Annotated in this window: 13 protein-coding genes and 1 pseudogene; 9 read left to right on the top strand and 5 right to left on the bottom strand. The window is 31.2% G+C overall.

Going from position 1 to position 13,057, the window contains the following annotated elements:
• Positions 1–460: 460 nt before the first annotated feature.
• Positions 461–1,009 carry a TetR/AcrR family transcriptional regulator gene (locus tag CD036_RS09735; RefSeq protein WP_021459717.1) on the bottom strand — a complete coding sequence of 183 codons (549 nt, stop codon included), beginning with the start codon at positions 1,007–1,009 and terminating at the stop codon, positions 461–463.
• A 126-nt stretch (positions 1,010–1,135) separates the two neighbouring features.
• Between CD036_RS09735 and CD036_RS09730 the strand changes: the two genes are divergently transcribed.
• A complete protein-coding gene (locus CD036_RS09730) occupies positions 1,136–1,783 on the top strand; it encodes an HlyD family efflux transporter periplasmic adaptor subunit (protein ID WP_002510307.1) in 648 nt (215 codons plus the stop codon).
• Positions 1,784–1,795: 12 nt separating this feature from the next.
• Positions 1,796–3,664 (top strand): DHA2 family efflux MFS transporter permease subunit, encoded by a 1,869-nt coding sequence (locus CD036_RS09725; protein WP_002510306.1) that lies wholly within the window; start codon positions 1,796–1,798, stop codon positions 3,662–3,664.
• A 445-nt stretch (positions 3,665–4,109) separates the two neighbouring features.
• Here the strand turns inward: CD036_RS09725 and CD036_RS09720 are convergent, their stop codons facing one another.
• Entirely contained in the window at positions 4,110–4,751 is a 642-nt protein-coding gene (locus CD036_RS09720; RefSeq protein WP_002510305.1) for a hypothetical protein, read from the bottom strand.
• A 273-nt stretch (positions 4,752–5,024) separates the two neighbouring features.
• On the opposite strand from CD036_RS09720, the gene CD036_RS09715 reads away from it, so the two are divergent.
• Together CD036_RS09715 and CD036_RS09710 are read left to right on the top strand one after the other, a co-directional pair.
• On the top strand, positions 5,025–5,924 hold the full coding sequence (locus CD036_RS09715; protein WP_021459716.1) for an alpha/beta hydrolase fold domain-containing protein: 900 nt from the start codon (positions 5,025–5,027) through the stop codon (positions 5,922–5,924).
• Positions 5,925–6,211: 287 nt separating this feature from the next.
• Positions 6,212–7,072, top strand: coding sequence for an AraC family transcriptional regulator (locus CD036_RS09710; protein WP_103388526.1), 861 nt, complete (start codon positions 6,212–6,214; stop codon positions 7,070–7,072).
• A gap of 357 nt (positions 7,073–7,429) precedes the next feature.
• Here CD036_RS09710 and CD036_RS09705 read toward each other — a convergent pair whose 3' ends face one another.
• Together CD036_RS09705 and CD036_RS09700 are read right to left on the bottom strand one after the other, a co-directional pair.
• Entirely contained in the window at positions 7,430–7,834 is a 405-nt protein-coding gene (locus CD036_RS09705; protein ID WP_021459714.1) for a hypothetical protein, read from the bottom strand.
• A 13-nt stretch (positions 7,835–7,847) separates the two neighbouring features.
• Positions 7,848–8,315 (bottom strand): thioesterase family protein, encoded by a 468-nt coding sequence (locus CD036_RS09700; protein ID WP_021459713.1) that lies wholly within the window; start codon positions 8,313–8,315, stop codon positions 7,848–7,850.
• Positions 8,316–8,437: 122 nt separating this feature from the next.
• Here CD036_RS09700 and corA point away from each other — a divergent pair, with 122 nt between their 5' ends.
• Together corA and fni are read left to right on the top strand one after the other, a co-directional pair.
• Positions 8,438–9,385: a magnesium/cobalt transporter CorA gene (corA, locus tag CD036_RS09695; protein ID WP_021459712.1), complete on the top strand. Its 948-nt coding sequence runs from the start codon at positions 8,438–8,440 to the stop codon at positions 9,383–9,385.
• Between the two features lie 53 nt (positions 9,386–9,438).
• Positions 9,439–10,479, top strand: coding sequence for a type 2 isopentenyl-diphosphate Delta-isomerase (gene fni / locus CD036_RS09690; protein WP_021459711.1), 1,041 nt, complete (start codon positions 9,439–9,441; stop codon positions 10,477–10,479).
• Between the two features lie 72 nt (positions 10,480–10,551).
• Here the strand turns inward: fni and CD036_RS09685 are convergent, their stop codons facing one another.
• The gene (locus tag CD036_RS09685) at positions 10,552–11,160 is read right to left on the bottom strand and encodes a DNA-3-methyladenine glycosylase (RefSeq protein WP_002510298.1); all 609 of its coding nucleotides are present in this window, start codon (positions 11,158–11,160) and stop codon (positions 10,552–10,554) included.
• A 234-nt stretch (positions 11,161–11,394) separates the two neighbouring features.
• Between CD036_RS09685 and CD036_RS09680 the strand changes: the two genes are divergently transcribed.
• The 3 genes and pseudogenes from CD036_RS09680 to CD036_RS13410 all read left to right on the top strand — a co-directional run.
• The gene (locus tag CD036_RS09680) at positions 11,395–11,973 is read left to right on the top strand and encodes a DUF805 domain-containing protein (RefSeq protein WP_100218114.1); all 579 of its coding nucleotides are present in this window, start codon (positions 11,395–11,397) and stop codon (positions 11,971–11,973) included.
• Positions 11,974–12,094: 121 nt separating this feature from the next.
• Complete coding sequence (locus CD036_RS09675) at positions 12,095–12,994, top strand: ABC transporter ATP-binding protein (RefSeq protein WP_103388524.1); 900 nt, start codon at positions 12,095–12,097, stop codon at positions 12,992–12,994.
• Positions 12,987–13,057, top strand: a pseudogene (locus tag CD036_RS13410) (hypothetical protein); the annotation flags it as partial. The gene CD036_RS09675 and the pseudogene CD036_RS13410, both read left to right, overlap by 8 nt.

The raw sequence follows: 13,057 nt of genomic DNA, 5'->3' as shown, positions 1-13,057 counted from the left end.
TGACTAGCGTTGAAAAAAGCTTGATTTGAAGCGCATTTTCAATGCAGTCAGCTAACTGCCAATAAGGAAAGAGACTAGGACAAATCAATGATGTTCTAGCCTCCATAACGTAGACAAATCCTTTGCATTAATTTGCGAAGAGTTTGTTTATTTTTTATTTATATAGCTTTGTCAAAATAGTAGTGCTTTTTCGTATATTTACATAGTAGGAGATAATGTCGACCTATCGAATCATATGATACATATAACCCATATCCTGTTGGCAGTGATTTATGCCGACTCCTGTGGGTAAAGCACTAGCCGAAGAATACAGGCTGAGGCAGTGCCCACGGAAAGCGTGCATAAAAACTGCCAATATACCAAACATTCAGCTACTGCCAATATGAAAAAAGACTAAGACAATCAATATTGTCTCAGCCTCATTTTTTAGTAAGTAATAAAAAACAAACACTAAATAATATTAGCGTTGTAATTTAATGGTATTAGCTAATAAAATTTGCGCTAATTGATCTTCTGATTCAGTGCAGCCTTCTTTGATCCAAAAATATATAATACCTAATTGACCGCCTATCGTATAGATAACAAACTGCTTTTTATTATAAATGCTGTCTTGTAAATCGAGAATTTCTTTATAAGATGACTTTGTAGCCGCTACATAATCTGAAAATAAGGATTTGTTGGGATAGGTTACTAAAATTGCATGAAAGTATCCATAGTTACGTTTAATGTACGTTAAAATAATTTTAAAAAATTTGTAGATTTTTGCTTGGCTGTAATTAGCCTGAAGAAAGCTACTCAAAAGAGATGTTAATAAGGTTTTATATTTAGTTAGATGATATTGTTGTATTTTGGAAATTAAGTCATATTTATCTAAAAAATAATCGTAAAATGTAGTTCTGTTGACACCACTATATGCACAAATCATTTTAATTGTTATTTCTTCAAATGGATGTTCTTCAAGTAAAATAATCATATTACGTATGATTTTATACTTAGCTTTTTGTTTCATATGGACACCTACGTTATCTAGTTTAAAACAGCCGACACATTTTATAGAAGTGTTGGTGTTTTTTTAATTCATATGTCTCTATAATATATAAAGTGAATTTTAAAAGCAAACAGGAGGAAAAGAGTAATGAAGAAAATGATATTGATTAATGTCATTACTATTGTTGTATTGGTAATTATAGGAGTAGTTGGATTCCATTTCTATAATCAAGCAACAAGTTACGTAACTACAGAGAACGCTAAAGTTGATGGAGATCAAATTAAGATTTCTGCACCAGCTAATGGTAAAATTGAGTCGTTCGATGTTAAAAATAATGACAAATTAGAAAAAGGCGATAAAGTCGCTGAAATTGCAGCAAAAGGTGAAGATGGTCAAGCTCAAAATACGAGTATTACAATGCCTCAAGATGGTACTATAGTGAAAAAAGATGCTCTTAAAGGTGCTATGGCACAAGCTGGAACACCAATTGCTTATGCGTATAATTTAGATGAGTTAAATGTGACTGCTAATGTCGATGAAAAAGATATTGCAGATGTTGAAGAAGGAAAAGATGTAAATATTAAGCTTGATGGTGAAGATGCTGAACTTAAAGGTAAAGTGGAAGAAGTTGGCAAAGCTACTGCCTCTAGTTTTTCATTAATGCCTTCATCAAACAGTGATGGTAACTATACAAAAGTTTCACAAGTTGTACCTGTGAAAATTTCATTAGATTCTAAACCATCTAAAAATGTTGTTCCAGGAATGAACGCTGAAGTTAAAATTCATAAAAATTAAGGAGGTCTAATCATGACAATGACCTTCATTATCGTTTATGTAGTCATAGCGCTCATTCTTGTTGGTTTGGTAAACCTGTTTATGTCAAAACGTAAACGGAAAATGAAAACCCAACGTACGGAACAAACATTAAGTGAAAATGATACATCACATCAAAGTTATCAATCTAAATTTAATATAAGAGACACAGATGAAACATCAGAAGCTAATGATGCTAATGCAATTTCAGAAGAGAATGGTAAGCTTAACATTTCTAATAATTCTGATGAAACTGAGGCTCTTACAAGTGATCAGAATGCTGTTACTCAGCATGAAGAATCACATACGCAAGAGGAAGAAATTAACGAAAAGTTAAAACAAAAGCATAGTGCATTTATGTTTGGTAAAGGTACGTCCCAAGGAAAAGTCTTAATTGCAATGATTTTTGGGATGTTTATAGCAATTTTAAATCAAACCTTGCTCAATGTGGCATTACCTAAAATTAATACTGATTTTAATATTTCAGCTAATACAGGACAATGGTTGATGACAGGGTTTATGTTAGTAAATGGTATTTTAATACCAATAAGTGCGTTCCTATTCAATAAATATTCATATCGTAAACTATTTCTAGTTGCGATGACTCTGTTTACTTTAGGTTCACTTGTCTGTGGTATTTCTGGTTCATTTACTATAATGATGGTAGGGAGAGTATTACAAGCTATTGGTGCAGGTATCTTAATGCCTTTAGGGACTAATGTTTTTATGACAATATTCCCACCAGAAAAACGTGGCGCAGCAATGGGGACATTAGGAATTGCAATGATTCTTGCTCCAGCTATTGGTCCAACGTTATCTGGTTATATCGTTGAAAACTACCATTGGAATATTATGTTTTACGGTATGTTTATTATTGGTTTGATTTCTCTCGCAATAGCCTATATATGGTTTAGAGTTTATCAAGTTACAACTAATCCTAAAGCAGATATCCCAGGTATAATATTTAGTACTATTGGTTTTGGTTCTTTACTATATGGTTTCAGTGAAGCTGGTAATAATAGTTGGACCGCGCCATCAGTAGTAATTACTTTACTTTTAGGTGTCGTATTTATTGTGGCATTTGTGATTCGCGAATTGACTATGCGTGTACCAATGTTGAATTTAGAAGTATTAAAATATTCTGGATTTACATTGACGACAATAATCAATATGATTGTAACAATGAGTTTGTTTGGTGGAATGATTTTATTACCACTATATTTACAAAATTTAAGAGGATTTACCCCATTACAATCAGGACTATTGCTATTACCTGGTGCTCTTATTATGGGCTTTATGGGTCCGATAGCAGGTCGTTTACTTGATACAATAGGTATTAAACCATTGGCACTTATTGGTACTGGTATTATGACGTATGCCACTTGGGAATTAACAAAACTAAATATGAATACAACCTATAGTCATTTGATGGTTATTTATATTATACGTTCATTTGGTATGAGTTTTATAATGATGCCTATCATGACAGCGGGTATGAATTCATTGCCACAACGATTAATTTCGCATGGTAATGCATTGTCGAATACGTTACGTCAATTGGCAGGGTCAATTGGTACAGCGTTACTTGTTACTGTTATGTCAACGCAAACAACACAATATGTTTCGACATATTCACAAGATTTAGATAAAACAAATCCATTTATTAAAGATCGCTTACAAGAGATGGCTCAAGCAATGGGTGGCGAACAAATGGCAACACAGAAAATTTTAGAATTTGTTCAAAAACTGGCATCTATAAATGGTGTAAATAGTGCATTCTTAGTTGCGACAGCATTAAGTGCATTAGCGTTTATTTTAAGTTTATTCTTACGAGGTAAAGAACACTATATTTCTAAAGAATAAAAAGTGAGATTAAAAAAAACGGGACAGAACGTCCCAGCTTTAGACTGTCGACAAAGTCTTTGACTTTGTTGGCAGTTTTTTTGTGCATGCTTTCCGCGGGCACTGCCTCAGCCTGTAGTCTTCGGCTAGCGCTATTCCCGCAGGAGTCGGCCCAAATCACTGCCAATATTATACGGAAGATATTATAAATTATATAAATTAAACAGAGGAATTAAAAAATTTTCCATGGAGACCACGCTAATTTGTGATGCCATAAATCTAAAAATAGCAATGTGGTTAGTAAAAGAATCAGTACTATTTTGAAAAAATTATATAAATAGAAAATAAACAACCCCTTCGCAAATTACTGCAAAGGGGTTGTTTACGTTCTGAAGTTGGGACAGTATGTCCCAGATCTTTTTGTTATATATTAGCACTATTAATAGTGAAGTTATTCAATTGTTTTTTAACTGATACGTGTACGTCTATTTCTAAAGAACAAACTTATGATAACAAGAGCAACAGCACAACTTAATAATATTAAAGCATTATGGATGGCATCTGCTTCTATCAATACGTTACTAGGCTTAACTGTTATATAATATTGGCTCATAGAATTCGCGATACGACTCGCAATATTTTTGATTATAATAGAAAAACCAAATGTAATGACTAACATAATAATCATGATAAATAAATTTATGATTTTTAAGACAGTACGATTAAATATTAGGATGAAAATTGTGAAAATTAAACTTAAAATAATCGCAATAAAAAAAATATAAAAAATGAAAATTAAAGTATCAATAATAGAATGTAGATTCTCTATGTTGTCTATATTAATATTCAAATTTGAAATATTGTTTAAGGTGTCTTGAAAATGAGTAATTTGGCTAAAAGTAATCTGTTCGTCAGCCAACACTAGATTAACAATTGGATCATTATACATACTATAACCTGTAATTGCTAACAGTATTAAAATAATAATATGAATAATCAGGCTAACCCATGATTTTTTCTTTTTTTCTGCATATTGTGCACCTCTTTGCATAGGAGCGGTCGTTAAAGTATGTTCAAAGTTTTTGAAGTGATGTGTGTCTTTGGCCATATGTTTTCCTCCTATTATAACACTGTATTTTCTAACTTTATCATTTTAATGTTAGGTTTGTTATAATATAAAATAACTTAATATAAATTGGTATAAAAATAATTAATATTAAGTACGTGGACAATCGAGTTGTTTAAATATAGTATTAATTATAACTGTTTTGAGCAAATAAGTATAAAATTATTAGTGTCTTATTACAAGTTACTTATGAAATTACAATAAAAATATTAAAATATAATTATTTATAAACAAAAAAGTAGGATTGATAAATTAATGGAACTTAATTTAATGAATAGTGTCATAAAAAAGTATTTATTGCATAACAGAACGATGAAATTTGAGAATGATGAGGCGCTACAACAATTTTTGGAAAAACGAAGAACTAAAAATCAAGAAAAACATAAACAACCAGAAAGTTTAAATGTAAAGTCTAATTTAGAAAAACAAGATTTTCAAGGCATGCAAGTATTTAGATTTAATTTTAGGCATAATAACAAACAAAAATTGCTTTATATTCATGGTGGTTATAATGTCTTACAGCCATCTGTATTTCATTGGCGCTTTATGGATAAATTAGCTTTAAATACATTACATGAAGTAATTATGCCTATATATCCTAAAGCACCTATTGCACATGTTCATACTACTTATCAAGCTATTATGGACTTATATGATTCATTATTAAAAGAAGTAGATAGTAAAGATATTGTAATAATGGGTGATGGGACTGGCGGTAGTTTAGCTTTAAGTTTTGTGCAACAGTTATTAGCGCAAAATAAGCCAACGCCTAATAAAATATATTTGATTTCGCCATTGCTAGATGCTGAATTAAATAATGACGTTATAACAGAAGGTATGGAAAAGCGTGATAAATTAATTAATAAAGAAGGAATTAAACAAGTTTTACAATGCTGGGCCGGTGATTTAACTTTAGACCATCCTTTAATATCACCGATTAATGGTGATTTAACACAATTGCCTCCTATATATATGTTTGGCAGTACTAAAGAAGTGTATTATCCAGATATGCAAAAACTTGTAGAGTTGTTGGAATTTAATCAGCGTGCAATACATTTTTATCCATATAAAAGAATGGTCCATGATTTCCCGCTATACCCAATTCGACAATCACATAAAGCAGTAAGACAAATTGTAGCTTCGTTACAAGATTAACTTTGATGTTGATTATAGTTAGTTAAGTGTGCGAAAGCTACAAATTAATAAGAAGTGTGTGTTGAACTACAGAGCACTCTCGACAATTGAAAAAGTTTTAGACATGTATACAATCATGGCGTTATTGTTTGATGAAAGCGGTCGAAAAGCAATTGTAAAACAAATTGGTTTTTGGCAGCGTGAATTTAGATTTCGGAAGTAAAATAAATGACTCGATAATTTTTATATAGAGATTATCGAGTCATTTATTTTGTCATTAATTATTATAAAGTCGAAAGGTGATAGATATGATATTAAAAGACTTGAATAATTCTATAGATTATATAGATGAAAATTTAACTAAAAATTTGAGTTTGTCTGATATAGCGCATTTTGTTGGTATACCTGAGCAACACTACAGAAATTTATTTATATTTCTCACTGGTATAGGCTTATCTGAATATATAAAAAAGAGAAAATTATATTTTGCTAATAAAGATTTATTGGATAAGAAATCTGTAACAGATGTAGCTATAAAATATGGATATTCGATTGATGGTTTTACAAAATCCTTTAAAGAATGGAGTGGATATCTACCATCTCAAATATATGAAGACCAAGTTTTAATTTCATATCCAAAACTTTCATTTGCTATTAATGTTAAAGGAGGAATAAATATGAAAACTAGAATTGAAGAATTACCAGAAGTTAATATAGTCGGATTTAAAAAGCGTGTTTCTATGCAATTTGAAGGTGTTAATAATGAAATTGAAGAATTAGCAAATAGCATTACTAGTGATCAAAATAAACAAATGCACTATTTACAAAATATTGGACCTAATGAATTTATAAATGTTTCATATAATGTTGATGAAGATTTTACTAAGGAAGAAGGATTTTTAACTCATATGATTGGTGTTTTGACAACTGAGAATAATATAAGTAATCAGTTTGATGTTATAAATATTGATGAAAGTAAATGGGTAGTCTTTGAAAATGAGGGTGAATTCCCAAAAGTGTTACAAGACACATATGCTAAGATCTTTTCAGAGTGGTTACCAAAAACAGAGTATAATTTAGCTGATATTCCAATATTTTCTTTTAGTAAATTTAATGATTCTAATAGAGAAACTGCTTACAGTGAAATTTGGATTGCAGTTAATCATTGATTTAGAGATTTTATGATAGCCGAATTTAAGGAAGAACAACAATATAAAATTAAGAAGTCGATTTTTATGAATAAAAAGAGAAAAAATTCATTCAAGTCAAATCATAGAATATGAAAATTCAAATTTTACTAAAATTGGATAGATACTCTAATAGCTGGTTAAGATTCCGATTTGGGAGTTTTCTCAACCAATATTAATTTTTGATACTATCACAATTATAGGGAAGCTTAATAATGCTCAGAGACTATCTGTATATTTTGAAATACTGAACACTAAATCATTTTATTGTAAATAGAAGAAGCTGAAATCACATTGATAGATTTCAGCTTCTTACTTTGTATTAGTGGCTATTAATAGTTAATTTTCACGTATTAGCGCATTAATATTGTCGATAATAAACTTTTGTCCTTTTAATTGATAAAAAGTAGCTAATTGTGTGTCAAATTCGTCAGGTATATCTAATAATTTGCTGAATTGTTCTAACGCTCTGCTATAAGATTCATCAGTTTCGATAGCATAATCAGTGAAAATTTGTATGAATTTTTCATCTGTTGAATAAGTTTGAAGCAAAGTATTAATAGCATCTATTGCCTTTTTTTGACCTTGGTAGTAACTTATATCAAATCCGCGCTTTAATAATTTCTCAGTAGGGCCATTTATTACTAAAGCTTTAGATTGATTAAGTTCACTTAAAGCTACTTTAACATTATCAAAATAGTCATATAACTGTAGGTTTACTTGTTCAGTTATTGGATGTTCCATTGTATCACCTCATTTATTTTGGTATGCCAATTTGATGACCGAGCTGTTTCGGCCAATCAATAGTAGCTTGTTGTTGCTTATAAAGTGTTAATTGATTGTAATATGAATCTGGAAAAGGACTGACCTTTTTGGTAGCGCGATCTATGCCTAGCATCATAGCTTCGTTAGTTGCAGCTACAGACCCGTCATCCTTAATAAGCATTGCGAAAAAGTGTACACGTTTAGCATCAAAATCATACAAATACAAGTGAATAGTAAAAGTATCGCGTAATTTAAGTTCTGACAAATAGGAAGTTTGTTCTTCGGCAGTAAAGATAGTGAAATTTAATGTTTCACGTTCAGCCAATGAAAGACCATGTGTATAATTGAATTGATTAATTGCGGTACTAAAGACACTATTGTAATTAGCGTCATGCATATGTTGATTGTGATCAATCATGTCGTCACTAACTGTATAAGTGACCGTAAAAGCGCCTGTCATATTTCTGTCAACTCCTATAAAGTTTAAAATGAATTGTTAACTATATTTTACTAAAAATAGTTTAAACATACATCTAATGTGTTTCATGATAAAATAGAGAAAAGTCTTTTCGGGAGGTAATCATGACACTTACTATTCGTTTTCAGACTATTGATAACAAAATAGCAACAGCGCATCATATTGTACAAATTCCAGCAGATGCTCGATTTGTTTGGTATGATTTTAATCAACCTTCCGAAGATGAAAATAAGTTATTAGCAACACATTTTAAGTTTAATCAATTGGAAATTGATGATACAGTTAATGAAACACCTAGAGCAAAATACAAAACATATCAAACATATCAATATCTAGTCATGCATGGCATTCGTAGTGCTGATCTAGGACCTAAAGCATTGAATATATTTATTCAACATAACGTCTTAGTCACTTATCACCATGAAACACATCAAGTATTAGAAAGCGTTGTTGATTATATGCAAGCGAATAGAAATGAACAGCTGATAAGCGCACATATGGTGTTGAAAATACTAGATAGTTTGATTGATGATTACTTTGATTATACGTATAATATAGAAGATAAAGTTTATGAATTTGAAGACACTCAAGTTAATGATGTTTCAAATCAACAAATCATGGATGATGTGTTTAAATTACGATCTGACGTTATTAAACTAAAGCGTTTAGTATATCCAATGCAAACACTCATTATAGATTTGAAAGAAGATCAAGTATTATTTACTGATCATCAAAGCGAATTATATATACAACATGTTGAAGATCATATCATCAAACAAGAGAATATTTTAAAAGTATCGCAAGAGATGACTAATGAAATAAGAGAAAATTATGTGTCTTACACATCATATAAAATGAACAAAATAATGGAAGTGTTAACTTTAGTTTCTATGGTATTTTTACCTTTAACACTCATAGCAGGCATATATGGTATGAATTTTCGCTATATGCCAGAATTAAATTGGCATTATGGTTATTTTATAGTATTGTCAATAATGTTAATCATAACTATTGTATGTATTTGGTATTTTAAAAAAAAGAGATGGTTTTAAGTTAGTTTGAGTTATTTGCAATATGAACCATCAAGATGAAAGTGGGGACGAAAGTGAGCGACTTTAAACGAGAACAAAGAAAGAATGATCATGTAGAAATTGCTATGGCGCAAACTGATGCTAAATTATCTGATTTTGATGAAATGAGATTTGTACATCACTCCATACCCGATATCGATGTTAAAGATGTCGAACTGACAAGTGAATTAAGTGATTTCACTTTAGACATTCCAATCTATATCAATGCTATGACAGGTGGTAGTGATTGGACAAAGCAGATTAATGAAAAATTAGCTGTTATTGCACGTGAAGCGGGTCTAGCAATGGCTGTAGGTTCTACACATGCAGCGTTACGTAATAGTAAAATGGCTTCATCATTTAGTGTAGTAAGAGAGACTAATCCAGAAGGAATTATCTTTAGTAATGTGGGCGCTGATGTCCCTGTAGACAAAGCTATAGAGGCCGTTGACTTACTCAATGCTCAAGCGTTACAAGTCCACGTGAATTCACCACAAGAGTTAGTTATGCCAGAGGGCAATCGTACTTTTTCAACATGGATGGATAATTTAGCTCGTATTGTTTCACGTGTTGATGTACCTGTTATAGTCAAAGAAGTTGGTTTTGGTATGAGTAAAGAAACAATACGTCAGCTTCAAAAAATAGGAGTGCGCTATGTTGATGTTAGTGGTAGAGGTGGCACCAATTTCGTAGATATTGAAAATGAAAGACGTTCACTTAAAGATATGAATTATTTATCAAATTGGGGTCAAACAACGGTAGAATCATTACTAGAAAGCACATCTTTCCAGAAAGATATGAATATTCTAGCTAGTGGTGGGGTACGTACGCCATTAGATGCAGTGAAATGTCTAGCGTTAGGTGCAAATGCAGTTGGAATGTCACGTCCGTTCTTAAATCAAATTGAAAATCATGGTATTACCGAAACATTAGAATATGTCGACCAATTTGTAGCACAAATTAAAACGATAATGACGATGCTTAATGCAAGAACAATAGAAGATTTAAAACAATCTCAACTCGTTTTTAGTCCAAAGTTAGAATCTTGGATTAACCAAAGACAGTTGGAGTTATAATGAAATAAATTAATAATAGAGCTTGGAACATAATCAATGTTCCAAGCTCTATTTAATGTCATTAAAAAGCAATTATCTCCAAGTATCTTGAGGGGGTAACATATCAGATTTTCTCATATGTGAAACATACGGGTTTCCTCGTACGGTATAACGCAATGGTTTATAGGTCCAATCGCCTTTATTTGGAATGCCAATGCGACGGCTTGAAATTATTGCTTGAGGATATTTGCGATTTTTGGTATCGATTTCTAATCTACCTTCATTCAGTTTAGAACCATCTAAATATCGAGGTATATTGAAGGCTTTAGTCCATTTACCCGGACCATTTGTTAAATCTATACCACTTTTACCTCGATTTGCTGTCATAGCTTCTACACCTTCTTCAGGTTCAACTGCACGAATAAGTACGCCTTCTGGAATATTTTCCAGTTGTGTTACAAAATTGATAAGCAAATGTGTATGCATAACGTGAGCATAGATTGTACCACCTTCTTTATAAAGTGATTCTACTTTAGGAGTACGTTTGCTATTAAAACCATGAGCTGCTTGATCAACTACACCTAAATATGCCTCTGTTTCGACTATATAGCCACTATAGGTTTGCTGTTTGTCATGGTATAGTACACGAACACCTAATAAATCTTTTGCAATCGTTATTGTATCTCGCTGTATAAAGTCCAAATGTTAGCCTCCTTGTTAATCATTATAATTAATGCAAAAATATTTGTAAGTTAAATGTTTTCGATAAATATATATAGATATAAAAATGTTTGGTATACTATCTAAAATAAACAATTTAAGATATCAAGATAATCAAATTATTGTACTTTAACATAATATATTAAATTGTAGCTGCAAGCAAAGTAGTTAAGCAGCTATATAACGTGCTTAATTTACTTATTTAGGAGTGGAATGATGACACAAAAAATCAGTTTTGGCAGGGCATTTAAATTGTTTTGGCGTAATTATGTTAATTTTACAGGACGATCGAGACGAAGCGAATATTGGTATATGATTATTTGGCACTTAATTTTCATGGTTCCAGCTATTGTAATTGGTGTAATTAGTATACTTTTAATAATTATGGGAATAGTAACAGAGGCCGAAGCCATGACAGCTGTAGGCATAGTATTATTACTATTAATGATAGGTTATGGCTTACTATACGGCATTGCAACATTTATACCTAATTTAGCACTACAAGTAAGACGTTTTCATGACACGGATAGAACGATGTTCATACCTATTTTAGCGTCAGCACTAGGAATAACATTTTATATATTTGTTAATACTATCAATTTAATGGATCCAAATTTTGAAAACGTATCAAGTTGGGTTCTATTAAGTTTCATGTACATAACGATCCAGATACTAGCTATTTATCAAATAGTAATATGTTGTTTCGATAGCGTTTCGAAAAATAACAAATACGGCGTGTATCCGAAAGATATGATTAAACATGAGGCTAGTGTTTATCATAAGGATGACTACTAACTGGATTAGACAAAAGCATTTATCAACAAAGAATTCACTGTGATAAATGCTTTTTATTGTAAAAGTATAAAAATCAATAAGCTTAACATAGATAATAAAAAATAGAAGGAGTAGTTGAGTAATGACATTGCAAATCAATGGTGTCACAAAAAAATATAAATCGGTCACGGCAGTTAATGATATATCTTTAAAGTTAGAAAAAGGGAAGATGTTAGGATTTTTAGGTAGAAATGGGGCAGGTAAAACTACGACTTTTAGGATGATCTTAGGTTTGACCCCCATTACTGAAGGTTCCATCACTTACAATAATCAAATAATAGATAAAAAATTGTACGATAAAATTGGCTACCTACCTGAAGAACGTGGATTACATCCTAAAATGAAGGTATATGATGAATTGTTTTATCTTGCTACGTTAAAAGGTATGAAATCTCAAAAAATCAAACAAGCTATTGATTATTGGTTAACACGTTTTGATATTGTCCAAAATAAAGATAAGAAGATTGAAGCTTTATCAAAAGGTAATCAACAAAAAATACAATTATTGGCGAGTATGATTCATGAACCTGATTTATTAATATTAGACGAACCTTTTAGTGGGTTAGACCCAGTCAATGTTGAATTATTGAAATCAGCAGTACAAGATATGAACGACAGCGGCACTACTATCATTTATAGTTCACATAGGATGGAGCACGTAGAAGAATTATGTGATGATGTATGCATTATGAACCAAGGTCAATTAGTAGTTGCAGGACCGATTGATGAAGTGAAAAAAAATCATGGCAATAAGCGTGTGATAATAGAAACGGATGCCGAAATGTCTGAGATAGATAGTATTCCAGGTGTTAAAGAAGTTACGAGAACAAAACGAGATATCAAAGTTGAAATTGACAATGAAGCAGTGGCAACAGAAATTTTTGATATTGTAACTTCTTACGGCTTTGTGAAACGGTTTGAAGTGGTGGAACCATCATTAAATGAAATTTTCATTGAAAAAGTAGGTGATTATAATGGATAGATTTTTAGCTACTTTCAAGTTGACTTATATAAATAAAGTTAAAACTAAGTCATTTTTAATTTT

Origin of the sequence: Staphylococcus arlettae (assembly GCF_002902345.1) — a bacterium.
GTDB lineage: Bacteria > Bacillota > Bacilli > Staphylococcales > Staphylococcaceae > Staphylococcus > Staphylococcus arlettae.
This window is presented reverse-complemented; position numbering and strand designations above follow the sequence as displayed.